At 36.8% G+C, this 24,255-nt stretch carries 29 protein-coding genes; 18 read left to right on the forward strand and 11 right to left on the reverse strand.

Annotated features, from left to right (window positions below; all coding sequences use genetic code 11):
- Positions 1-59: 59 nt before the first annotated feature.
- From ACWIWK_RS05995 to ACWIWK_RS06065, 15 genes are all read left to right on the forward strand, one after another.
- On the forward strand, positions 60-1,100 hold the full coding sequence (locus ACWIWK_RS05995; RefSeq protein ID WP_454151739.1) for a hypothetical protein: 1,041 nt from the start codon (positions 60-62) through the stop codon (positions 1,098-1,100).
- A 154-nt stretch (positions 1,101-1,254) separates the two neighbouring features.
- On the forward strand, positions 1,255-1,890 hold the full coding sequence (locus ACWIWK_RS06000; protein WP_454151741.1) for a class I SAM-dependent methyltransferase: 636 nt from the start codon (positions 1,255-1,257) through the stop codon (positions 1,888-1,890).
- Positions 1,877-2,023, forward strand: a complete 147-nt coding sequence (locus tag ACWIWK_RS06005; RefSeq protein WP_454151743.1) for a hypothetical protein — start codon at positions 1,877-1,879, stop codon at positions 2,021-2,023. The genes ACWIWK_RS06000 and ACWIWK_RS06005 overlap by 14 nt, the downstream gene beginning before the upstream one ends.
- An 18-nt stretch (positions 2,024-2,041) precedes the next feature.
- Entirely contained in the window at positions 2,042-3,022 is a 981-nt protein-coding gene (locus ACWIWK_RS06010; protein WP_454151745.1) for a hypothetical protein, read from the forward strand.
- Positions 3,023-3,177: 155 nt separating this feature from the next.
- A complete protein-coding gene (locus ACWIWK_RS06015; protein ID WP_454151747.1) occupies positions 3,178-3,633 on the forward strand; it encodes a hypothetical protein in 456 nt (151 codons plus the stop codon).
- 27 nt (positions 3,634-3,660) lie between these two features.
- On the forward strand, positions 3,661-4,296 hold the full coding sequence (locus ACWIWK_RS06020; protein WP_454151749.1) for a hypothetical protein: 636 nt from the start codon (positions 3,661-3,663) through the stop codon (positions 4,294-4,296).
- The gene (locus tag ACWIWK_RS06025) at positions 4,256-4,687 is read left to right on the forward strand and encodes a protein-export chaperone SecB (RefSeq protein WP_454151751.1); all 432 of its coding nucleotides are present in this window, start codon (positions 4,256-4,258) and stop codon (positions 4,685-4,687) included. Before ACWIWK_RS06020 ends, ACWIWK_RS06025 begins: the two co-directional genes overlap by 41 nt.
- 20 nt (positions 4,688-4,707) lie before the next feature.
- Positions 4,708-5,829 carry a hypothetical protein gene (locus tag ACWIWK_RS06030; RefSeq protein ID WP_454151753.1) on the forward strand — a complete coding sequence of 374 codons (1,122 nt, stop codon included), beginning with the start codon at positions 4,708-4,710 and terminating at the stop codon, positions 5,827-5,829.
- 7 nt (positions 5,830-5,836) lie between these two features.
- On the forward strand, positions 5,837-6,382 hold the full coding sequence (locus ACWIWK_RS06035; protein WP_454152039.1) for an acyltransferase: 546 nt from the start codon (positions 5,837-5,839) through the stop codon (positions 6,380-6,382).
- A gap of 9 nt (positions 6,383-6,391) precedes the next feature.
- A complete protein-coding gene (locus ACWIWK_RS06040; RefSeq protein ID WP_454151754.1) occupies positions 6,392-7,357 on the forward strand; it encodes a GNAT family N-acetyltransferase in 966 nt (321 codons plus the stop codon).
- Positions 7,358-7,443: 86 nt separating this feature from the next.
- Positions 7,444-7,980: a GNAT family N-acetyltransferase gene (locus ACWIWK_RS06045; RefSeq protein ID WP_454151756.1), complete on the forward strand. Its 537-nt coding sequence runs from the start codon at positions 7,444-7,446 to the stop codon at positions 7,978-7,980.
- A gap of 39 nt (positions 7,981-8,019) precedes the next feature.
- The gene (locus tag ACWIWK_RS06050) at positions 8,020-9,087 is read left to right on the forward strand and encodes a DUF262 domain-containing protein (RefSeq protein WP_454151758.1); all 1,068 of its coding nucleotides are present in this window, start codon (positions 8,020-8,022) and stop codon (positions 9,085-9,087) included.
- A 6-nt stretch (positions 9,088-9,093) separates the two neighbouring features.
- Positions 9,094-9,798, forward strand: a complete 705-nt coding sequence (locus ACWIWK_RS06055) for an MAE_28990/MAE_18760 family HEPN-like nuclease (RefSeq protein WP_454151760.1) — start codon at positions 9,094-9,096, stop codon at positions 9,796-9,798.
- A 14-nt stretch (positions 9,799-9,812) separates the two neighbouring features.
- A complete protein-coding gene (locus tag ACWIWK_RS06060; RefSeq protein ID WP_454151762.1) occupies positions 9,813-10,898 on the forward strand; it encodes a DegT/DnrJ/EryC1/StrS family aminotransferase in 1,086 nt (361 codons plus the stop codon).
- Positions 10,888-11,991 (forward strand): glycosyltransferase, encoded by a 1,104-nt coding sequence (locus ACWIWK_RS06065; RefSeq protein WP_454151764.1) that lies wholly within the window; start codon positions 10,888-10,890, stop codon positions 11,989-11,991. The genes ACWIWK_RS06060 and ACWIWK_RS06065 overlap by 11 nt, the downstream gene beginning before the upstream one ends.
- 39 nt (positions 11,992-12,030) lie before the next feature.
- Here the strand turns inward: ACWIWK_RS06065 and ACWIWK_RS06070 are convergent, their stop codons facing one another.
- From ACWIWK_RS06070 to folE, 11 genes are all read right to left on the reverse strand, one after another.
- Positions 12,031-13,059 (reverse strand): radical SAM protein, encoded by a 1,029-nt coding sequence (locus ACWIWK_RS06070; RefSeq protein ID WP_454151766.1) that lies wholly within the window; start codon positions 13,057-13,059, stop codon positions 12,031-12,033.
- A complete protein-coding gene (locus tag ACWIWK_RS06075) occupies positions 13,059-13,370 on the reverse strand; it encodes a GDP-mannose 4,6-dehydratase (RefSeq protein ID WP_454152040.1) in 312 nt (103 codons plus the stop codon). Before ACWIWK_RS06075 ends, ACWIWK_RS06070 begins: the two co-directional genes overlap by 1 nt.
- A 44-nt stretch (positions 13,371-13,414) precedes the next feature.
- Positions 13,415-14,218: a dTDP-glucose 4,6-dehydratase gene (locus ACWIWK_RS06080; RefSeq protein WP_454151768.1), complete on the reverse strand. Its 804-nt coding sequence runs from the start codon at positions 14,216-14,218 to the stop codon at positions 13,415-13,417.
- A gap of 26 nt (positions 14,219-14,244) precedes the next feature.
- Positions 14,245-15,129, reverse strand: coding sequence for a glucose-1-phosphate thymidylyltransferase RfbA (gene rfbA, locus ACWIWK_RS06085; protein WP_454151769.1), 885 nt, complete (start codon positions 15,127-15,129; stop codon positions 14,245-14,247).
- A gap of 150 nt (positions 15,130-15,279) precedes the next feature.
- On the reverse strand, positions 15,280-16,497 hold the full coding sequence (locus ACWIWK_RS06090; protein ID WP_454151771.1) for an ABC transporter permease: 1,218 nt from the start codon (positions 16,495-16,497) through the stop codon (positions 15,280-15,282).
- Positions 16,498-16,506: 9 nt separating this feature from the next.
- Positions 16,507-17,205, reverse strand: coding sequence for an ABC transporter ATP-binding protein (locus ACWIWK_RS06095; RefSeq protein WP_454151773.1), 699 nt, complete (start codon positions 17,203-17,205; stop codon positions 16,507-16,509).
- Positions 17,206-17,215: 10 nt separating this feature from the next.
- On the reverse strand, positions 17,216-18,523 hold the full coding sequence (locus ACWIWK_RS06100; protein ID WP_454151774.1) for an efflux RND transporter periplasmic adaptor subunit: 1,308 nt from the start codon (positions 18,521-18,523) through the stop codon (positions 17,216-17,218).
- Positions 18,524-18,532: 9 nt separating this feature from the next.
- Positions 18,533-20,116 (reverse strand): TolC family protein, encoded by a 1,584-nt coding sequence (locus tag ACWIWK_RS06105; protein ID WP_454151776.1) that lies wholly within the window; start codon positions 20,114-20,116, stop codon positions 18,533-18,535.
- Positions 20,117-20,189: 73 nt separating this feature from the next.
- On the reverse strand, positions 20,190-20,468 hold the full coding sequence (locus ACWIWK_RS06110; RefSeq protein ID WP_454151778.1) for a hypothetical protein: 279 nt from the start codon (positions 20,466-20,468) through the stop codon (positions 20,190-20,192).
- Positions 20,469-20,471: 3 nt separating this feature from the next.
- Positions 20,472-20,885, reverse strand: a complete 414-nt coding sequence (gene cutA / locus ACWIWK_RS06115) for a divalent-cation tolerance protein CutA (protein ID WP_454151780.1) — start codon at positions 20,883-20,885, stop codon at positions 20,472-20,474.
- Between the two features lie 34 nt (positions 20,886-20,919).
- A complete protein-coding gene (gene folE / locus ACWIWK_RS06120) occupies positions 20,920-21,459 on the reverse strand; it encodes a GTP cyclohydrolase I FolE (protein WP_454152041.1) in 540 nt (179 codons plus the stop codon).
- A gap of 130 nt (positions 21,460-21,589) precedes the next feature.
- Here folE and ACWIWK_RS06125 point away from each other — a divergent pair, with 130 nt between their 5' ends.
- The 3 genes from ACWIWK_RS06125 to greA are packed head-to-tail and all read left to right on the forward strand — an operon-like array spanning position 21,590 to position 24,192.
- Positions 21,590-22,945 carry an MATE family efflux transporter gene (locus ACWIWK_RS06125; protein WP_454151782.1) on the forward strand — a complete coding sequence of 452 codons (1,356 nt, stop codon included), beginning with the start codon at positions 21,590-21,592 and terminating at the stop codon, positions 22,943-22,945.
- Between the two features lie 24 nt (positions 22,946-22,969).
- Positions 22,970-23,641: an HAD family hydrolase gene (locus ACWIWK_RS06130; protein ID WP_454151784.1), complete on the forward strand. Its 672-nt coding sequence runs from the start codon at positions 22,970-22,972 to the stop codon at positions 23,639-23,641.
- 59 nt (positions 23,642-23,700) lie between these two features.
- On the forward strand, positions 23,701-24,192 hold the full coding sequence (greA, locus tag ACWIWK_RS06135) for a transcription elongation factor GreA (protein ID WP_454151786.1): 492 nt from the start codon (positions 23,701-23,703) through the stop codon (positions 24,190-24,192).
- Positions 24,193-24,255 lie beyond the last annotated feature (63 nt).

The following is a 24,255-nucleotide window of genomic DNA, read 5'->3' on the forward strand; positions in this document are numbered from 1 at the left end:
ACATTATTTTTATTTTGTCATATAATTCTAGTTGTTCAAATTAAGGAGTATTTTCAAATATGGCAGAGTTTGGAAAAGCTAACTTAGAATTATCTTTTAAAAATCGTCCTCATCTTGTGATATTAGGTGCTGGTGCTAGTGTGGCTACAATACCAAATGGCGATAAGAATGGCAAAGAAATATCAACTATGAATGGGTTTATTGAAAAAATTGGACTATCCGATTTGCTTAAAGATATTAAATTAAAAACAAGAAGTAATAATTTGGAAGATATTTATTGTGAATTATATGAAAATAAACAGTATAATGATATTAGAATAAAGTTAGAAGAAGCTATTAGAAAAGAATTTGGATCATTTCAAATCATAGACGAACCGACCATTTACGATTTTCTGTTGCTTTCTTTAAGAAAAAAAGATTTGATAGCAACTTTCAATTGGGATCCATTGCTTTTGCAGGCATATCAAAGGGTAGTTAAAATAACCAACAATTTACCGGAATTAGCATTTTTACACGGCAATGTCTCTATCGGTTCTTGTGATAATCATAAAGTGGTCGGTGTATTAAGCGAACAATGTCCTAAATGTGGTAAGTATTTTACACCATCTATACTACTATATCCAATCAAACAAAAAGACTATACCACAAATTTATACATAAACGATTTTTGGAAAAAATTTAGAAATATTATGAAACAAGCCTATCAAATTACTGTTTTTGGGTATAGTGCCCCAATAACAGATATAGAAGCAAAAAAAATAATGAAAGAATCTTGGGGCAACAATAAAACTCTAGAAGAATTTGAATTTATAGACATTGATAAAGAAGAAAATGTTATTTGTAAATGGAAAGATTTTATATATTCGCATCATTACCAATATTGTAATGATTTCTTTGAATCTACTTTGGCTAAATTTCCAAGAAGAACGACAGAATCTCTTTTTGATACTACTATGAATTGCTACTTTATAGATAACTCAAAAAATGAATTTAAGAAAGATATGAGTTTTAAAGAATTGCAAATAGTCATTGATAGGTTAATATTGGAAGAACAAAATGTAAAAAATGGATACATAACTATGCCACATAAAAATATGTAGAGAAAAAATAACTATGATTCACCCATTATCTGATGTGCAGAGCAAAAATATAGGTGCAAATACAAATATTTGGTAGTATTGTGTGGTGTTGCCAAATGCAAGAATCTTGGCAAATTGTCATTTGCAATTAAAATACTAATTTGAAGGAGTTTGTATGAAACTAGACGCAACTAAAAATGAGATTGACAACTACGCAGTGGATTACATAGAGCACGATAAAGAAGATTCTGTAAGACGCTTTCGCCAAAAGAAAGTTATTGAAATTTTAAATCATCATAAGCCTAAAAACATTTTAGAGATAGGCTGTGGGTGCTGGTCGTTTTCAGAACTTTACCACGATTATGATAAATTTTTCATAGTTGAGCGTTCGGAACGATTTTGCAAAATTATACGAGAATCAAAGCATTACAACTCAAAGATAAATGTTTTGGAGGGTTTTTTGGAAGAAAACATAAACACCCTAAAAAACGAAAAATTTGATTTTATTTTGCTTAGTGGGGTGCTTCACGAAGTGCCAAATCAAATTGAGTTACTAAATGCCATAAAATCTCTTTGCAATAAAGATACTATTTTGCATATCAATGTGCCAAACAATAAAAGTTTTCATTTGCTTTGGGCTTATGAATCTGGGTTAATACAGCAAATAGGTGATTTAACGGACACGGCAACACATTTTAAGCGTCATTCTACTTTTGACTTAAAAAGTTTAAGTTCTTTTGTAAATAGCTGTGGTTTTAAAGTGCTTGATACTGCGGGGGGGGGGGGGTTCATACTTTATGAAGCCATTTAATCACGCCAAAATGACGGAGTTAATAAATCTTGGCATTATCGATGAAAATCTACTCAATGGCTTAAACAAACTTGCCAAATACTTCCCTGACAACGGCGCAGAGATTTTTGTGAATTGTAAAATCGCAGAGTAAGCATAGAGAAGTGAAGCGATGAGGAAAGAAATCGGCGGATTCATAGAGTTAGAACTAAGTCAAGGCAAGCATTTTCATAAAAGTGCTATTTTGCTAAATTCTGCACGAAATGCCTTGCGCTATGTGATTCGCGTTTATAATATACGAGAAATTCATACACCTTATTACACTTGCCCTGTGGTTTGGCAGGCGATAGAATCCGAATCTTGCAAAATAATCCCCTATGAAATAGATGAAACTTTTATGCCAAAAACTAAATTTGACAAAAAAGATTTCATTATATATACAAATTATTTTGGAATATGCGCAAAGCAAATAAAAACTTTGGCAAATCTCTATCCAAATCTAATTGTCGATAATGCTATGGGGTTTTATATGAGACATTTTGGGTTGGCAAGTTTTTATTCTCCGCGCAAGTTTTTTGGTGTGCCAGATGGTGGAATTTTGTTTTGCGATAAACGATTAAATGAAACATTGCCAAAAGACACTTCATATCAACGCTTTTCTCATCTTATCAAACGCGTTGATGGTGGCTCAAATTTTGCCTATGAAGATTTTAATAAAAATGATGATTCTCTAATAAATGAGCCTATAAAGCAAATGTCAAATTTGACAGATAAAATGTTACAAAATATAAACTACAAATATATACAAGAAAGACGACTAAAAAATTATAATTACTTAAGCCAAAAACTAGATTCTATCAATTTGCTTAAAAACACATTAAAATATTGTAATGTTATGCAGGGGGGGGGCAAAGGCGAAAATGTGCCTATGTATTATCCGTTGTTATTAAAAAATGCTTCAAAGGTTTATGAAAAATTACTGAAAAATCAAATCTATTGTCCTAAGCCTTGGCGTGGAATGCTTGATTTAATGAATGGCAAACAATGCAAAGTCGAACAAAATTTTTATGAAAATCTAATCCCTCTAATTATCGACCAGCGATACGACAAAGAGGATTTAGATAGGTTGATAATGGTTATAAATAAATGTTAAACAAACTCGCCAAATACTTCCCTGACAACGGCGCAGAGATTTTTGTGAATTGTAGAATAGGGATAAATAAGGTATAAAATATGTTTTAATGGATTTTTAAGGTATTGGCTGTTACAATTCTGAAATTAAAATTTTTGTTTTTTAGGTATTAGACGATGGAGTTGAAAAAGTATTGCGGTAGGTTTCCTAGTATTTTGCAACAAGCATTTAGAGATGGTAAAGCTGTAATTCCACAAAGTGATGATACTCGGTGTGTAAGTTACATATATGTAGCTACGGAGGCTTATAGGGCAATAGATGTTAATGATGATAAGCCAAATATCACACAATATGATTTTGAATCTCGTGTTGAGAGGGAGATAAGAGAGGGCAAGTTTAAAAGTTTGCCAAAAGGGTTTACATATTATAGTTGCTCTTGTTTTTTTACTGAACAAAAATTGCTTGAAAAAGTAACAGATTTAAAAAACAAAATTATTAAAGGTAAAAGCAAAATAGCAAAAGGAACTTTGAAATTTAGAAATGGTCCCATACTTGTAAATAAAAAGAAAGGACATATAGATTGGTTTTTGTTTGAAAAAGCCGATGTGGTAGGGGATTTTGAATTTATATAGTTAAATTTTCATAGAAAGGGGAGGATTATGGAACATTGGGTAAATATAGATGGCTTTGGAGCTTTATTTATAGAGCAAGAATTAGCTAGACTAGATATACCTTTTATATTTGTATGTTTAGATGATAATAATATGAGGTATTTAGCTTTATGCTATAATGATAGGGACTATAAATACATCTTGGCAAAATGTGATAGCTATTCTTTGATTCAAATATTAAAAGGCAAACTAAGTATAGATACCTTTATTCAAAAGTCAGATAAGATATTTTTGCTTGATTTGATTGATTGGGACAAGGCAATTATACAAGAAATGGTGTATACTAATTTGTCTAATGAGGTATTGCCAAAGAAAGATACTTTCTTTACAATAGAAAACAAAAGTATAGACGACTATATAGAAAAATTGAAAAGTGAGACAATAGCAGAAAAAATGCTATATAAGAATATTAACAACTTATGTATTGCTAGTTTAACCATAAACAATAAGCAAAAATCCATAGAAAATATAATTCAACTGGTTGAGAATATTATACCGCACGACAATATTTTGGAGTTATTACAGATTGATAAAATTGACAATGTATCTAAAAATACCTACAAAGTAGATAAAGGAGTTGCAAATGGACAAGGTAAAAAAGGCTACTTCACAAGCGCAGCCTAGCAATGCGTTTAAAATAGAAACTATTCAAGTTAAAAAATTTAACTTTGAACAAGTAAATAAACTTGGGAAAAGCGAGTTGATTGAGATAAAACAGGGGGTTGGTGCTATTGCAGAAAAAGATAAAAATACTTATACGATTCAATCAAATATAGATATTTCATTTTTACAAGGAGAGCAAGAAATATTTTATATCAAGTCTGCCATAGTCGGCATAATTGGAGTTGAGTCTAATTTCAATGAAAAATTTCTTAATAATATGGTAGCCATAATGTATTCTTATTTGCGACCTTTAGTAGCTCAAATGACTGTTATGGCGAAATTGCCTCCGCTTGATTTGCCACCACTGAACTTTGAAAATTTCAAAGTTAATGTCAAACATAAAGATGGCTAGAATTTTATAAAGAATGCCTAATGACCTGTCAGCCCGTATCCAAAGAGCAGTATAAAGCCCTAGTAGAATCGCCATTTAGTGGATTTGATAGCGTGGAGTTTGCCGAGCTAAACGCACACAAAGTCGATGAAGTGAAGTATTTTATCTTTGGCGATAAGGCAAATCATTTTGCGCTAGTAGCAGGGATAAAGGACAATGTGCTAAAATGCCCATTTTCAGCTACTTTTGGTATTTTTAGCGAGATACGACAAAATAACCAAATCAACTACTATTATGACGCGATTTGCGCACTTGTATCGTGGTGCAAGGACAATGGATTTGAGAAAATCATCTTTGCCACGCCACCACTCTTTTACAATCAATCCCATATCACAAAATTTCAAAATGCCCTGTTTTGTGCTGGATTCAAGGTGGTGGATTATGATATGAATTTTGAATTTTTCTTAAAAAATGCGATAAATTATCACGAGATTATCAATAGAAATTCCAAAAGAAAGCTAAAAATAGCCTATGAACACAACTTAAAATTCAACAAAACAAGCGATTTAAGCCAAGTCTATGAAATCATAAAGGCAAATCGCAAAGGGAGAGGATTCCCACTATGGCTAAGCCAAAAAGATATTAGCGATACGGCTAGATTTATCAAGTCGGATTATTTTTTGGTGTCTTGCGGGGGCAAAGCCATCGCATCGGCATATATCCAGCATATCACGCAAAATATCGCAAATGTCGTATATTGGGGCAATATAGCCGAGTCAAACGAGCTTTGTCCGATGAATTTCCTAGCCGAGCAAGTCTATATGCACTATCAAAATGATAGCAAAATCAAATACATAAGCATAGGTACTTCTACGCTAGATAGTGTGGCAAATGTCGGGCTATGCTATTTCAAAGAAAGTATCGGCTGTGTGGTTTCGCCTAAACTGCGATTTGCACTAGATTTGACACAAGAAAATCAATCTCTCATAGCTAGTGCGATTATCGGGGGGGGGGGGGGAAAACTAGCTCTTATTTATTTTTTGCTGCTACGAATCTCACAAAGGGTAGCTTTTTTCTATTTTACTTTACTTCTCAATGCTTTTGCTTTTGTGCTTTATCTTTCATTTTATACACAATCAAGGACTTTAAATGAAAAATATTAAGTCCGTGATGATTCACCCATTATCTGATGTGCAAAGCAAAAATATCGGCGAAAACACCAACATTTGGCAGTATTGCGTGGTGTTGCCAAATGCCAAAATCGGTGCAAATTGCAATATTTGCTCACATTGCTTTATAGAAAACGATGTCATTATCGGCGATAGCGTAACGATAAAGTGTGGGGTTCAGCTGTGGGACGGCGTTCGCATTGATGATAATGTATTCATCGGTCCAAATGTAAGCTTTTGCAACGATAAATATCCAAAATCTAAAAATAAAAATTTCAAGCTAGAATCTGTCATCATCAAGCAAGGCGCGAGTATCGGTGCAAATGTTACGATTTTGCCCGGGGTAACCATAGGGGAAAATGCGCTTATCGCCGCTGGTAGCGTGGTAGCAAAAGATATTCCTGCAAATGTGAAATTTATAAATGGCAAAATTGTAGCAAATACTACTCACAACAAAATGCAATCAAGTTCTGTTAATGGGGGGGGGGGAACTCTACCTAAACTCTGCGTATTTTGCAAATCTCATCAGTGGCGAAACGCTGCGTAAGGCGGGATAATGATAAAAATCCTGCCTTACAATGCCGAGCTAAAAGCCGCTTGGGATAGCTTTGTCGAATCTTCTAAAAACGGCATTTTTATGTTTAAGCGCGATTTTATGGACTATCACGCGGATAGATTTGTGGATAATTCGCTTTTGTTTTATAGTGATGATGAACTTATCGCGCTTTTGCCACTCTCGCGCCACGATAATGTTTTAAAATCACACGGCGGACTTACCTTTGGTGGCTTTATATCTAGCGCAAATATGAAGCAAATCAAAATGAATGAATGCGTAGAATCTTTGATAGAATACTTGCGGGAGCGAGATTTCACGCATTTAGAGTATAAAAAAGTGCCACAAATTTATAACGAGATTCCAAGCGAGGAGGACATATACGCGCTATGGAGGCATAATGCTATTCTCTCAAAAGTCGAGCCATCTACGGCGATAAATTTGTGTGCACCTGTTAAAATGTCAAAGGGACGCAAAGCGCAAATCTCACGGGCAAAAAGAGAGGGCGTAGAAGTGGTGGAATCTAGTGACTTTGAGGGTTTTATTGCCCTTGAAAATGAGATTTTAGCTAAATATCACAACGCAAAAGCCGTGCATAGTGGGGCTGAACTTGCATTGCTTGCTGGGCGATTCCCCGAGAATATAAAACTCTATATCGCTAGGCAAAATGGCAATGATGAGATTTTAGCTGGGGTGGTGCTGTTTGTCTATAAAAATCTCGTGCATACGCAATATATGGCAAGTAGTGAAAAGGGGCGCGAAATCGGCGCGTTGGACTTGGTGGTGGCAACCTTGCTTGACAAATATAGCGATAAAATTTATTTTGATTTTGGCATTTCAAGTGAAAACAATGGGTTGAATCTTAATACAGGTTTAATTGCTCAAAAAGAAAGTTTTGGTGCAAGGGTGTTAATCCATAGTGCATTTACGCTTTACCAAAACGGGGGGGGGGGGATTATTAACCCTTAATCTTTCGTGTAAGATAAGATTTATTTGGCATTTTGATAATAATCAGCACTTAAATTTATGTCATATTTCTCAAAAAGGCTTGGGAAATGTCGCATAAAAAGTCGCAAAAATTTATTGCGGGTAAAAGTATAAATTTACGCGAAGTAGGGATTGCCGATGCGGAATTTATACTTGCATTAAGGTGCAATGAGGAAAAGGCAAAATTTTTACATAAAACAGAAAATGATTTAGCAAAGCAAATCGCTTATATTGAGAACTATAAAACAAAGGAAAATGAATGGTATTTTATCATTGAGAGCAAGAGTGGAGAGCAACTTGGCACGGTGCGAATCTATGATGTGGTGGATAATGATGACTTTTGCTGGGGAAGCTGGATAATCAAAGATAGTGCACCCGCTAATGCAGCCATCGAATCTGTGCTACTTGTGTATGAATACGCTTTTTATACACTTGGTTTTACCAAAGCACACTTTGATGTCCGCAAAGATAATGCCAAAGTCCGCGCTTTTCACAAAAGATTTGGCGCAAAAGAAGTGAGCGAGAATGATAAAGATGTGTTTTATAGATTTTACAGGGAGGATTATGAGATGATTAAGGGGAAATTTAGGAAGTTTTTGGTATAACGACAAAATTTAAAAATACAAATAAGAAATGAGGTCGAAATGATGAATGCGAAAATCGAAAAACTAGAAAAAGAGATTGAACACGAACAACGAAATGTTTCTTATGATACGAGAGAATACACCATTGAATACATAGTCGATAAGTATTCAAAGGGGATTGATAAAGATGAAAATGAATTTTTTGTCCCAGATTATCAAAGAGAGTTTGTTTGGAGCGATGGGCGACAATCTAAATTTATAGAATCATTGCTTGTGGGGTTACCCATACCATACATTTTTTTAGCCGAAACAAAAAATGGCAGATATGAGATTGTTGATGGCTCTCAACGCATAAGAACATTGGCAGCTTTTTTGCAAAATGACTTAAAAATAGAAAAACTTGAGGTTTTAAAGTCGTTGAATGGTTTTAAGTTTAGTGATTTGGATGTGGCTAGGCAAAGAAAATTTAGAAATATATCGCTAAAAATGATTGTATTGTCTGAAAAAACAACAGACGAAACAAAAAATGAAATTTTTGAACGGATAAACAGAGGAAGCGATTTACTCAAAGATATGGAAAAAAGAAAAGGAATATATAGAGGAGAATTTAATGACTTTGTTTATGAAGTGGCAAAAAATAATATTTATTGTGAAATTACTCCTATAGAAGGCTGGTTTGCAAATAGGCAAGAAAGAGAAGAATTATTGCTTAGATATTTTGCTTTTTTGGAATGGTATCCACATTTTAAACAAAGAGGTGGAATTGCAACACAACTTGATGAATATATGGATAAAAAAAATCAAACATTTAACGAGCAGACAAAGGATGCTATGGAAAAAGATTTTTATAAAATGATAGATTTTGCAAAGAAATCATTGCCTTATGGTTTTTCTAAAGGCAAAGGGGCACATCAAGTTTCAAGAGTATATTTTGAGGCTATTTCTGTGGGCATAACACTTGCATTACGCAAAAACCCAAATTTATCACCCACTGACTGCAACTTACAGGATATTATTAAATCACCAAAATTTAAACAAGTTATTTCTGGTAAATACCATACTCACACTCCCAAAAGAATTATTGAAAGAATTGATTATATAAAAAATTATCTTTTAAACAATGGATAAAATTGAATGTTTCAAACATCTAGAAGGGAACTCACATCAAGAAATAGTGATATAAAAATAATAATTGCGGAGTTACCTAAGATAAAAGTTGATTGTTCGACAATACTAAAATCATCAATTATTGTAATGATATACAATATGATTGAAGGTGTATTTTTTCATATATTACAAGAATCTTTTGACAAAGTTGCTCAAAATGAAAATAATTGCCCTGATGAATTTTTATTTATGGTTGCTGATTATTATTTTAGGACAATAAGCAATGATTTAAAAGAATTAAATAAATATAACGAAAACCAAAAATCAAAACAACCTAAACTTAATTTTATTGAATATAAACAAAGTATTGACACTCATAAAAATGTAAATAATATACAAAATAATTTCAATAAACTACAAACATTTCATCATAATATAGAACACATTCCCTCATTTTCTGACTATATAAGTAACTTTAAACTCTTTTCGGGCAATTTGGATGAAAAAGAAATAAGAAAACATACCGAAAAATTTGGAGCAAAATTTAATGGTGTAAATTCTGATAAGTTACTTACATTAGTAAAAGAAAAAAGAAATAAATTGGCACACGGAGAAGCAAAATATAGCATAGAATGCAGAGATATGTTAGACACAGATATAAAGAAAATTCAAAGAGCGGTTTTTGGCTATATGAAAAGAGTCATACAAGCATTTGAGAAAGTTTATATATGATTAAGAATGATAAAGTGACCAAATTCCTAGACCTACAAAAGATAAACAATCGCTTTCGAGCGGAGATAGACGCTAGAATCAAAGCTGTGCTAGATAGTGGCTGGTATTTAGAGGGTGTGGAAAATGAAAGATTCACAAAGAATTTTGCCACATTTTGCGGGACGAAATTTGCTCTTGGCGTGGCAAATGGACTTGATGCGATAAATCTCATTATCCGCGCTTATGAATTTGGTGTAGGCGATGAAATTATCGTGCCGTCCAACACCTACATAGCCACGATTTTAGCCGTGTCGCAAAATGGCTGCACGCCTGTGTTAGTCGAGCCAGACATAGACACTTACAACATAAACCCAGACTTAATCGAATCAAAAATCACGCCCAAAACAAAGGCTATTTTACTCGTGCATCTCTACGGACAAGCCGTGCAAATGCAAAAAATTTGGGCGTTAGCGCAAAAATACAACCTAAAAATCATCGAAGATTGCGCCCAAGCACACGGAGCGATATATCAAGGCAAAAGAGTGGGGAATCTAGGCGATGCGGGGGCATTTTCATTTTATCCGGGTAAGAATCTAGGTGCATTAGGTGATAGTGGAGGAATCACCACAAATGACGAAACCCTTTTTGCCAAAGTCAAAGCTATCGCAAACTACGGCTCAGATAGGAAATATCATCATATTTATAAGGGCGTAAATTCTAGACTTGATGAGATACAAGCGGCGATTTTGGATATAAAACTTGCGCATTTAGACGCAGACAATGCCAAACGGCGTGAGATAGCCAAAATCTACCGCGAATCTATCAAAAATCCTAAAATCATCTTGCCAAAGGCATACAATGAAAATGCTTGTGTGTGGCATTGCTTTGTGGTGCGCACGGATAAACGCGATGAATTTCAAGCGCATTTGAGCGAAAATGGAGTGCAAACTATCATTCATTACCCCACACCGCCACACAAACAAGGCGCGTATAAAGAGTGGGCAAATCACAGCTATCCTGTGAGTGAAGAAATCCACCGCACTATCATAAGCCTGCCTATCTCGCCTGTGATGAGTGATGAGGAAGTAGCAAAAGTTATAGAGGTGGTAAATGACTACTAATCCAAAAGTCTCTATCGCACTTATTACTTACAATCAGCAAGATTATGTGGGAAGGACTATTGAGAGTATTTTAAATCAAACTTATCAAAATTTTGAGATTATCGTGGGCGATGATAGCTCTACCGATGAAACGGCTAATGTTGTGAAATCCTACAAAGATGAGCGAATCAAATATTTTAAGACGGATTATAACATAGGCATAAATGGGAATTTAAATCTTGTTGCAAATAAAGCGACAACCGATTATGTTTTTTTTATATCTGGTGATGATAAATGGAGAGAAAACTATTTAGAACGCGTTGTAGATTGCTTTGAGAAAATGTCTAAAATAGATGTAGTGTATCCTCAACTTTGTGCCATTGATAAAGATGATAATTATATCAAAGGAAAAAATCAATACTTTTGGCGCATTCCAACAAATAGAACAAAAGAAGAGACTATTCATATTGCTTTTATGGAATGCAATGTCTTACCATCTCCCGGAATTGCAATGAGAAAAAGAGTAATAGATACGATATTTCCACTTCCTTGTTCTCTTGTCAATATGCAAGATTACGCAATGCATCTTGATATTTTTACCAATGACTTAAAAGTTTATGTATTAGATGAACTTTTGGTGGATTATAGAGTATCTGATGTTGGCATTTCACATAACAACAATAATAATATTGCACTAAAAAGAGAGCAAATGGAAATTGCTCCGCTTATGGATTATTTTTTAAAAATAGATGATTTAAATCTTTTAAAGGCAATTTTTGTAAATGAGATTCAAAACACCAAAATAGAACCTTTTAGCGACACTATCCCTTTCTTTTTAGGACAAATGGCATTATTATCACCGCACTTCAAACGCAAAGAATGGGGCTATCACACGATAATGAAATTTTTAAGCGATAAAAGCAATTTTGATATTGCAAATAAGCGATATGGCTTTACATTCAAGGATCATCTTAAACTTATCGAAAAAATATCTTTAAACGAAACTAAATATGTTAAAAAATATAAGAAATATAAAAAATCGTTCAATATATCGCTGATATTTTTTGCAGTTCTTTTTATCATCTTTATGATTCATATCTTTATTTTCGACTAAAAGTATTTTTGCTATAACACACATCATATTAACAATCCCTCACAAAAACTCACTATTTGTAATATCTAGACTTAGTTTATTAAGCGTGCGATTAAAGCTATCGTTGCGACACAAAATCGGGCATTTCGCACAAGTAGTCGCATTATACACTTCTCTAATTCGCGCACCACGCCAAATCTCCTCCAAGCTCTGCTCCCGCAAATCGCCCAAAAAGTGCTTCGCACTCTGCCGAAAATGCAAACACGCCCATACCTTAAAATCCGCACTTATCACCGTGCTAAAAAACATTCCGTGGCATTTGTCATATCCACGCCCTGCACCTTCATTTAAGCCTTCCATTTCTTTGTATTTTTGATAGCTCGCCACGATTTTAAATTCTGAATCCTCATATTTTTCGCGCAATTCTAAAAGTTTATTTGTAATATCAAGCCTATCGCCTGTGAATGGGCGAAATTGCGCAAAATCTGCACCTCTCTCTTTGACTAACCGCACAAAGGATTCCATATCGCCTTGCGTAATGTTGCTTGTGAGAAACCCCACGCCAAAGCTAGTCTTGCTTCCAAGTCGCGCCTTAGTATTTGCAAAACTCTCAATATTTGCCAAAGTTTTTTCAAAGTGTTTTGGCTTCATTCCGTGAATCTTCTCATACATTTCCGCACTCCCCGCATCAAGGCTAATCCTAAAATACTCCAAATTTTCCGCTATGATTTCATTTAATCGTTCATTGAGATTCATTCCGTGTGAATTTAGCCCAATATTTTGCCCCGCGTTTTTAAGCAATTTTATGGCGTATTCAAAATGTGGCGAACAAGTAGGCTCACCTCCACCGCTTAAAATCACGCCTTTATTGTCCATAGCTCTTAGATTGCGCACCACAGATTCTACCTGCTCTTTGTTTAGCTCGGCATTATTTTCATTATGCCCACAGCAGCCCGGACAGCGATGATTGCATTTGTTGGTTAGGTCAAGTTCGGTTACGATGAGAGTTTTGTGAGAATTGTAAAAGTAGTCGATTTTGCCCGTGTAGCGCAAAATCTTTTCATCTGAGTTGAAGTTATTTATTTTCATTATCCATACTCCGTTTGGTCGCTTTGGGTATATTTTTTGATATACCACTCTATTGTTTTTGCTATGCCAGATTCAAAGCTGTGTTTTGGCTTCCACCCAAGCGTTTTTTGCAGTTTGGTAGAATCTATGGCATAGCGCCTATCGTGCCCCGCCCTATCTTTGACAAAGCGAATCTGCTTTGCGTAAGTTTCTTTTTTGGGCAATTTTTTATCTAAGTAGGCGCAGATTTTCTTTGCAATATCAATATTTTCTTTTTCTTCGTTGCCACCGATATTAAAACACTCAAAAAAGACTTTGTTTTCATTAAAAATGCGTTGATTTTGGGGGCTGTTTTTTGGATTATGGAGTTTTTCATTTAGCGATTCCCCCCCCCATTTGAATCTAGCGCGATGATTTTATCTCTCGCATACGCAAACACCGCGCAAATCGCATCGCAATGGTCTTCTACAAAAAGCCAATCTCGCACATTTTTGCCATCGCCATAGATGGGGATTTCTTTGCCTAAAAGTGCGTTGCGGATAATGGTGGGGATTAGCTTTTCATCGTGTTGGTGCATTCCGTAGTTGTTTGAGCAATTTGTAATCACGCAATGCAACCCAAAAGTATGCGCATAGCTTCGCACAAGCATATCGCTAGATGCTTTTGAGGCAGAGTAGGGAGAATTTGGCTGATATGGTGTTTGCTCTGTGAAAAGCCCCGTTTTTCCAAGTGTGCCATAGACTTCATCGGTAGATATGTGGTGAAAAAGCGCGTTTTCATAGCCTTTTTTGTGGCAAAATGGCGAATCTAACCAATGTTTATACGCGCAATTTAGCAGATTCCAAGTGCCATAGATATTTGTTTTGATAAACACTTCGGGCGTGGCGATAGAATTATCCACATGTGATTCGGCAGCAAAGTGAATCACGCTAGTTACATTATAACGCTCAAAAATCTCGCTAACTAGCACACTATCGCAAATATCACCCTTTATAAAATGATAGTTTTTATGTTCTTTTACGCCTTTTAGATTCTCTAAATTCCCTGCATAAGAGAGGCAATCCAAATTGATAATCGTGCTATCTTTATCCGCACATTTTGGCAAATATTCGCGCAAAAAATGCTCGATAAAATTACTCCCAATAAACCCCGCCCCACCTGTGATAAGTATGCTTTTCATTTACTATCCTTTTTGCGCTTTAAATTTTAAAATGTCTGCCTTGCATTTGCAAGTGAGCTAAGATATACACCATAGTCGTTTTTATCAAGTTTGCTTGCTAACTCGCGCAATTTATCCGCGTTTATCCAGCCATTTAGGTAGGCGATTTCCTCCAAACACGCGATTTTTAGATTTTGGCGTTTTTGCAGGGTTTGGATAAAGCTACTTGCCTCTAATAGCGAATCGTGCGTCCCTGTGTCAAGCCACGCAAATCCTCGCCCCATAGTCGCGCATTTTAGGCGATTTTGCTCTAAATACATTTGATTTAGCGTGGTGATTTCTAGCTCACCACGCGCACTTGGTTTTATTTGCTTTGCTAGCGCACTCACTCCGCGTGGGTAAAAATACAGCCCCGTTACCGCATAATCGCTTTTTGGCAGGGCAGGTTTTTCCTCTAATCCTATGACTTCGCCTTGCGCGTTAAATTCGGCTATGCCATAGCGTTGCGGGTCGCGCACCTTGTAGCCAAAAATCGTGGCAAAGCCGTTTTGTGCGTCCGCTACGCCATTTTCTAGCAGGGGTGTCAGTCCGCTACCATAAAAAATGTTATCGCCTAACACAAGGCAGGACGAGCTTTCGCCTAAAAATTCCTCGCCCAAAATAAAGGCTTGGGCAAGTCCATCAGGGCTAGGCTGCACACAATAGCTAAGATTTACCCCAAAATCCGCTCCGTCTCCCAAAAGTGCCTTAAAATTTGCGCTATCTTGTGGCGTGGTGATGATGAGAATCTCGCGAATCCCAGCTAGCATAAGCACAGATAGCGGATAATAAATCATCGGCTTATCAAAAACGGGCAAAAGTTGCTTACTTATGCCCTTTGTGATGGGGTAAAGCCTCGTGCCAGAGCCCCCTGCTAGGATTATGCCTTTCATCTGTCGCCTTTGTATTTAGGATTTGCGCTTTTTGAAATCGCAATTATAGGATAAAATTTAGATTTTGCAAAATTTAAATTTGTGTGTCGCTATAATTTTCACACATATTTTTAAAAGCCCATTTTATTTTACTTGACCTAAATTTTACCACTACTCGTGGCGGAGGGCGTCAATAGGATTAAGCTTAGAAGCTCTTTTAGCGGGTAAATATCCAAACACCACGCCAATACACGCACTAAAGATAAATGCGACAATCGCCGTTGGCACATCAAAAATAAATGGAATCTCCATATAAAAACTTAACCCTAACGAAACAAAAAACGCCAATACAATCCCGATAATGCCACCGAGCGAACTAAGCGTAACAGATTCTATTAAAAATTGCCCCAAAACCTCGCTTTGTAATGCGCCAATCGCCATTCTTGTGCCAATCTCACGCGTGCGCTCTGTAACTGAAACAAGCATTATATTCATAATTCCAATGCCACCCACAATAAGGCTTACTCCAGCGACCATTCCAAGCAATGCCGTGAGCATTTTTGTAGTTTGAGTGAGCGTATCTGCGATTTGTTTGGTATCCATAATTTCAAAGCTATCACGCTCACCGGGCTTTGCATTACGCACTTTGCGCATTACCCTGCTTAATGCTGCCACCCCCTCATCAGAATCTACGCCATCTTGAAGTCGCAACATTAAGCGATTGGCAACAAACATCGTAGTATTGCGACTAATGGAGCGAGAATATGCGCGCATAGGCATTAAGATTACATCATCTTGGTCATTTCCAAATCCACCCTGCCCCTTAGATTCCAAAATCCCCACACATTCGCACACGATATTGCTTAGGCGGATTTTTTTACCTAGTGGATTTTCATCTTTAAAGAGATTTTTTTTCACAGAAGTCCCAATCATACACACATTGCTCCCCACGCGGTATTCGCTCTCTTCAAACGCCCTACCCTCTGCACTATCCCACTGTGTAACTGCAAAAAACTTCGCATTTATGCCCTGCACTTTTGTGGTGGTATTTTCAGACTTATACTGCACGAGGATTGAGTTAGATTCTGAAATGGGGGCAAGTGCCACGATATACTCACTCATTGATAGCTCTGTATCACTTGCTTCTTTTAGGCTAAAATTGCGCCTTAAATTCCAGCTGATATTACCGCCTCTAGCAGGAAAAACAAGCAATATATTACTTCCAAGCGAGGAGATTCTATCACTAATCATTTTTGTTGTCCCATTTCCAAGACTTATCATTACCACCACAGAACCAACGCCAATAATGACACCAAGCATTGTCAAAAACGCGCGCAAGAAATTCCTACGAATTTGACGCAGGGCGAGAAAAAACGCATTGATAATCATATACACACCTCAATTACACTCTGTTTGTTTAGAATCACTAAGCAGATTCCCATCTAAAAAATGCAGCTCCCTTGAAGCATATTTCGCCATTTCTGGCTCGTGGGTTACCATTAAAATAGTAATGCCAAGCGAAGAATTTAACTCACACAAAATCTCCATAATTTCCACACTTCGCTTAGTGTCAAGATTCCCCGTTGGCTCATCGGCGAGCAAAAATAGTGGCTCTGAGGCGATAGCTCGCGCAATGGCTACGCGTTGTTGTTGCCCACCGCTAAGTTTGGCACTTGTGTGTGTTGCCCATTGTGCTAGTCCTACTTTTTCTAATGCAGCATACGCGATTTCCTCTCTCTCTTGCTTTTTAACTCCTCGATACATTAGTGGTAATTCTACATTTTCTAATGCCGTAGTGCGAGCAAGCAAATTAAATCCTTGAAAAATAAAACCAATAAAATTCCTACGCAATAAGGCGCGTTGATTGTGCGTAAGGGCAAAAACACTTGCTCCACAAAACAAATATTCCCCGCTTGTGCCCACATCAAGAGTGCCTAAAATATTCGCCAAAGAACTTTTACCAGAACCACTAGGTCCCATAAGTGCCACAAACTCGCCTCTATCAATATTTAAGCTTACGCCCTTTAACGCCTCAAAGGCATTTTCACCCTTACCATAAACTTTATGGATATTGCGCAGTGTGATAAAATCACTCATTGTAGTTGCCTTATTTATTATTTTTTAGTGAAGTGATAATTTGCGTGTGCTCATCAATGCCACTTAGAATCTCGCTAAATTGTCCATCGGAGATTCCCACTTCTACATTTACAGCCTGTGGTTTGCCATCTACGACCACCCACAATGTGCCTTGTTTGTTTCCACCTTGCTTTTTTTCCGTCCTACCAGCTTTTGGACGCGGTGGTGGAGCAAACATTGAGCTAAGAGGGCTTCCTTGCGAACCCTTATTTTTATTTACACTGCGCTCAATGGCTCTATTAAGGTCAAAATACAATGCCGCACTTGGCACAAGCAAGGCATCTTTGCTTTGTGCTATGATAATATCCGCTGTAGCACTCATATCAGGGCGCAAAAGCAAGGATTTGTTTTCAACTTCAATGCGCGCAATGTAAGTAATAATGCTACTTGAAGTGCTACTTGAGCTTGAACTCGAACTTCCATCGCCTGAACCATAATTGACCTTATCAACCTTTGCAGAGAATCTTCTCTCAGGATACGCATCAACGGTGAAACTCACTTCTTGCCCCTCTTTAATCTTACCTATATCAGCCTCTGAAATATTTGCCTTTAGCACCATTTCTTCTAAGCTCTCTGCCACTTTGAAAAGCACCGGAGCTTGAAAGCTTGCTGCCACGCTTTGTCCAACTTCGATACTTTTAGTGAGCACCACGCCATCGATTGGTGAGATAATTTGAGAATTTTTTAAATCAATAGTTGAGCTTTTGATGTTTGTCTCAATTTCTATAATAGAAGCCTTTTTAATATCTACATCACTGAGCGCACTTGTATAGTTAGTTTTTGCATTTTGTAGTTCAAGGAGTGATGGTGAGCGACCTTTTGTGCTGTCATAGAGCTCTTGTAATCTATCGTAATTCCACTTTTTATCGATAAGTGTTTGCTGGCTAGCTCTAAGCTGGGCTTGGGCAGAGTTTAGCTGGGCTTGGTAGCGAGCAATTTGCTGATTGATAGTCTCTGGATTGATACGCGCGAGAATCTGCCCCTTGCTCACTCTATCATTTTCCTCCACGAGCACCTCTAGCACAATTCCTGAAATCACACTGCCAATTTCGACTTCATTAGTCGGTGAAAGCGAGCCAGAAGCAGAAATACTTGATTTAATATCGCCTCTTGTGGCTGTGGTGGTTTCAAACTCTAACTTTGGTGTATAAAATATCCCAAAATATACAATAATAAGCAACAAAACCCCAATGCCAGAAGCAATGGTAATAAGGTATTTGCGCGGAATGTCTTTTATCGTAAATTTTTTAGGATTTAGTGCCTTATATATGTCTATCATTAAGCTCTCCTAGTTTGATATGTTAGCTGTATTAGATTCTGTGATTTTATTCATTTTTGCATCGTTTTCATCAAACGAAATACTATCCGTAGGGAAATACAAATCCCCACCAAATGCTTTAAACAATGTAACAGCTGAAATAAGCTCATTGATTTGGGAAGTGAAAAATTGGCTTTGAAGCGTGTAATAGCTATTTTGGTTAGTTAAAAACTCGCTCCTATCAAGCATACCGCTCTTAGCGCGGATAATGTCGCTATCATAAGCCTCTTTAGCTATATCAAAAATAGCCCTATTGTTTTGCACTTGTCGTCTTTTGGAATCCGTATCAAAAAGGGCATTTTCCATTTCACTAATTGCCGTGTTAATGGTATTTTGCAGGGTATAAAACGCTTCATTGCTAAGCTCTTTTTGTATAAGATAATTTTGCTTAAGACTTGTCCTATTAAGTAATGGGGCACTTATAGAATTAGCTATTTGGTAAATTAGCGAGCCAGAGCCTGTATTTGAATACAACACTTCGCCAATAGAGCCACTTAGACTAATGGTAGGGAGTTGTGCGGCTTTGGCATTTGTTGTTTTATAAAGCTGTGAATGCAAGGCATAAATGCTCGCTTGCACATCAGGACGCTTAAGCACTACTTGAGCTGGAATGGTATTGACTTGAAATAATGCAATGTTAGGTAATTTATAAAAAGATTGTGTGCGGGGGGATTGTGTAATGTTATGAGAATCTGTATCGTTTGTTTGAATTTCTTGTGTGGCGTCCCTTGCTCCATCGGCTAAAAAATCCACTTTTTGCGCCAAATCTTCATCATTTATGTCAAGGAGGACTAAAAGCGCATTTTTGTTTTGTTCATAAGTGTATCGCAAACTCTCATAAGAGTTTTGTTGGGTGATAAGACTTGCTTTAATGGTTTTGTAGTCGTTAATACTAATAAGTCCTTGCTTGTAGCGCACTTGCGCAATCTCATCGATTTCTTTGAGATTCTCTAATATTGCTTTATTTGTGCCAAGACTATACGCATTATCACGCAAAGTAAAATACAAGTTTGCCACCTCACCAATGAGTGAAATTTGTGCGTTGGCAAGATTGCTTTGCGCTTGCTCATAAGCCTTTTTGCTACTCTTACGCAAGGCATTAAGTTTGCCAAATAAATCTAACTCCCAGCTAAGCCCCAAACTTGCGTTAATTGAATTTGTCCCCGGTCGAATGTTAATGGCTTGATTTTGTGTGCGTCTATCGGTGTAATTTGTATTAAGCGAACCATTTATAGTTGGGAGCATACTTGCGGTGCTGGTTTTGACTTGGGATTTTGCTTGTTTAATCCGAGAAGACATAATAAGCACATTGGTGTTGCGCTCTAAACCAATTTCTAGCAATGTAATAAGCTCCTTATCATTTACAAGCGCGCCAAATTGTGCTAATGCTTCTCTTTTTTGCGTAAGATTACTCATATCATTAGAGTTGTTAGTATTGGAAAAATTCTCTTTAATATGTGTTTTATTTGCAATTTCTGCATTATTTGGAATCTTTGTGCTACACGAGATAAAAAAGACTTCAAAACATATCATTAGTATAGAAATGTATCTCAACGATTTCTCCGTAAAATTGATTTTAATGCCACATTGTAAAAATAAAAAGTGAAGTAAGCGTGAAATAAAAAGTTTAGTGTGTGTTTTTGTTTGTCTTGTTAGTAGCGTTTATTTTGTCATTGATTTTTTGAAGTGTTTGGCAAGATTGCTCTATGTTTTTAAAAAAACACTCCTCTTGTAATCTATCAAACTCTAAGGCTTCATTTTGAGCTTTTTGGGCGAGTTTTTGGCGATGTTCTTTCATATCAAAATAATGTCCCACATACACCACCGCACAGACAAAGAGGATAAGCAAAATATTCACTAAATTAAATTGAAACTTAAAGCAAAACCTGCAACCACGCTTTGACAAAAATTATCCTTTTTTTGCCAATTTGCTTTGTGTTTTAGGTTTTTTGGCTTGATTGCTTCTAGGATTAGGCTTTTTTGGATTCTTTTTTTGTGTGTGCGAGGCGATTTTATTAGCAAGTGCGCCTTTAAGCCAATCCTCATACGCAGATTCCACATTATCTATGGGTAATGAAATAATCTGTGGGGTTTGATAATTATGATGTTGTTTGATAATTCTAGCAATCTGCTTAAAATGCTCCGCCCTACTCTTTATTTGTAGTAAAAATTCCTTGTGCTCGCAAATCTTTTCCTTCCAAATATATAAACTTTGAATCTTGCTAATTTGCGCACAAGCACAAAGCTCCTCTTCTAGTAACAATCGTGCAATTTTGTTTGCGTGCCTTTTGCTGTTTGTTGTTGTATGAATAGCGATATACATTTTACTTCCCTTTATAATCGCAAAAGTTTGCAACTTATGTCTTAATAAGCTGCATAAACTCTGCCCTCGTGCGAGAATCTGTCTTAAAAAGCCCTCGCAATGCGCTTGTGATAATAGTAGGATTCTTCTGCACGCCTCGCATACTCACACATAAATGGTGCGCCTCACATACAACTATCACACCTTTTGGCTCAAGCGATTCTAGTAGGCATTGAGCGATTTGCTCTGTGAGGCTTTCTTGAATCTGCAATCTCCGCGCAAAAACCTCTACTAACTTTGCTAACGAACTAATCCCAGCTAAATGCTGATGAGGAATATAACCAATGCTAATATGCCCAAAAAATGGCAAAAGATGATGCTCACACATTGAATAAAATTCAATGTCCTTTGCTATCACCATTTCATCGCATAATCCCTCTTTAAAAACCGCACCAAGCACGGCTTTTGGATTCTTCGTGTAGCCCTCAAAAAGTGTTTGGTAGGATTGTAAGATTCTTTGTGGTGTTTGACTTAGTCCTTCTCTTGTAGAATTTTCGCCGATATTATCACACAAAGCACTAAAAAAACTTTGCAATGATTGGAATATTGCCTCATTGTTGTCGTTTTTCACATATACTCCTTGCTAAACACGCGCATATTATAGCGTAATTTTAGTGTAAAATTTGCTTTTATAATTACACAAATGAATTTTTGAGGAACACAAAATGAAAAAATCTATTGATATAGGCAAAGATTCTCTTATACGCTTGTTTTTTTACTTTTTTATCCCTAATCTTTGCGCTATGCTTGCTCTTTCTACTTACTCCACAATCGATGGAATCTTCGTGGGGCAAGCTATCGGTCGCGAAGCCATAGCCGCTATTGGTGTGTGTTGGCCCGTTTTTCCCGTGCTTATTGCTTTTGAATTGCTTTTTGGTATGGGCGCAGCGAGCATTGCTTCATATTATTTAGGCAAGGGACAAGAACATCGCGCAAGGCTTATGTTTAGCTCTGTGTGCTACTTCGCTGGGGTGAGCAGTGTGATTTTTGGCATTATCTTATGTATTTTTGTGGAGGATATTGCTTTTGCCTTAGGCGCAAATGATGAGATTATGCCATTGGTAAAAGAATATTTACGCATAACATTTTTGGGCTCATTTATTATTGTGCTTCACCCATTGCTTGATATTTTTGCTATAAATGACAAACGCCCGATTCTAGCGATGAGTGCAATGATAATTGGCTCTGTTGCAAATGTCATTTTAAATTATTTATTTTTGTTTGTGTTTGATTTTGGGATTGCTGGCTCAGCGAGTGCCACGATAATCGGACATTTTTTAGGAATGAGTGTGTTGCTCAGTCATTTCATCACAAAGCGCGGGAAAATTTATTTTATCAAATCCTTTAGATTCTCTTTTGTGCTTGCTTCTATGCGTAATGGCGTGCCGATGAGCTTCTCAGAGCTTAGTGTCTCATATATAATGGTGCTTGTGAATAATAAATTAGAGAATCTCGGTAGCACGGACGCACTTGCGGTTTATAGTATCCTTATGTATAGTGGGATTGTGATTTTTACCATTATCCTTTCGTGCGCGGAGGGGCTTCAGCCCATAGCGAGTTTTAATTATGGTGCAAGGCAACTTAGCAGGGTAAAAAATATTTATAAACTTATTGTTGCATTTGCCACCATTTGTGGTATCACTCTTTATGGAGGATTTATTCTGTTTGATAGCTTTATTGCTGGATTATTCTTAGGCAAAAAGGATATTTTAGCAGATTCTCTACTTGAGCCCACTACCAACGCTATGCACATCTATTTTTTGGGCTATATATTTTTGGGGTTAAATTTAGTGAGTTCGATTTTCTTGCAATCAATCCAACGCCCAATAAGTTCATTTATCGTTACGCTTTGCACAAATCTTTTGTTTATGGTAATATTTGTAAATGTGCTAAGCGCGTATTTTGGTATCGATGGAATCTGGGCGAGCTACCCAGCTTCTTTGATATGCGCTAGCGTGGTGAGTTTATGTGTGATGTATTATGAATTTAAACACGGCGCACTTCGCATAAAAGATAAGTAAATTGCGTGAAAAGAGGACAAAATAATGCCAAAAAATGCCATTATTCTTTTTGACCTTGATGGGACACTTATAGATTCCACTCCTGCAATTTATTTTAGCTTTTCTCAAGCATATAAAGAGCGCGCCTTACAACCTCCAAGCCTAGAATCTGTAAAGCAAAGTATCGGACACACGCTGGAGGATATGTTTTTGGCGCAAGGTGTCTCAAAAGATGAAGTGAGTGAATTTATCAAATCCTATCGTTTGTCCTATCGTGCGCAAATGGAAGCAGGCACGACACTTCTACCAAATGCCAAAGAAGCGATAATGTTTGCCTATGAATTTGCACATTTAGGTATTGTTACCACTAAGCGTGGGGATTTTAGCGCAAAACTTTTAGAATCCTTTGGTGTTTTGCATTACTTTAGTGTTGTAGTTGGAATCGAAAATGTCAGCAACCCAAAACCTCATAGTGAGCCTATTATTTGCGCGCTAGATTCTATCCGTGAGGTGAAAAAATGCGACATTGCAATGTCCTCTTGCTTTATGATAGGCGATACGATACTTGACTTGCAAGCGGCTAACAATGCTGGAATTACGGGTGTGGGTGTGTTGTGTGGGTATGGAGATTCTAAAGATTTGCGACAACAAACGCAAAATATCTACCAAGATACCCTTGAAGCGACAAAGCATATCCAAGCAATTCTTAGTATTTAGCAATTTAGTTAATGTGGAATTAGCTATAATGACATAAAACTTTCCAAAATGGAGTAAAAATGAACAAAGAACCAATGACAGAATATGGCTACAACAAACTAAGGGCTGAATTAAAAGATTTGCAAGAAGTCCAACGACCGCACATTGTCAAAGAAATCGATATTGCTCGCTCACACGGAGATTTAAAAGAAAATGCCGAATATCACGCCGCAAAGGAAAAACAAGCATTTATAGAATCTCGCATAGCCGAGCTTGGCACAATGCTAGCAAATGCACAAATCATCGACCCAAGCAAGCTAGAGCACAAAAAAGTGAGCTTTGGAAGCACGATAAAAATCTTAAACCTTGATACAGATAAAGAGCTTACATATACTATTGTAGGCGCATTAGAGAGCAATCCACAAAAAGGACTTATCTCTTCCTCATCGCCCATTGCTAAAAGTCTCATTGGTAAGGAAGTGGGTGAGGAGGTAACGATTAAACTTCCAAGTGGGGAGAGCGATTTTGAAATTTTAGAAATTGGCTATAAAGCATTTAGTTTAGAGGATTAAATTGCCTTATTTATGGTAAAATCCCCCTGCTAAATATGATAATCTTAACGCAAACCTTAAGGA

The organism is Helicobacter sp. 23-1048 (assembly GCF_053654545.1).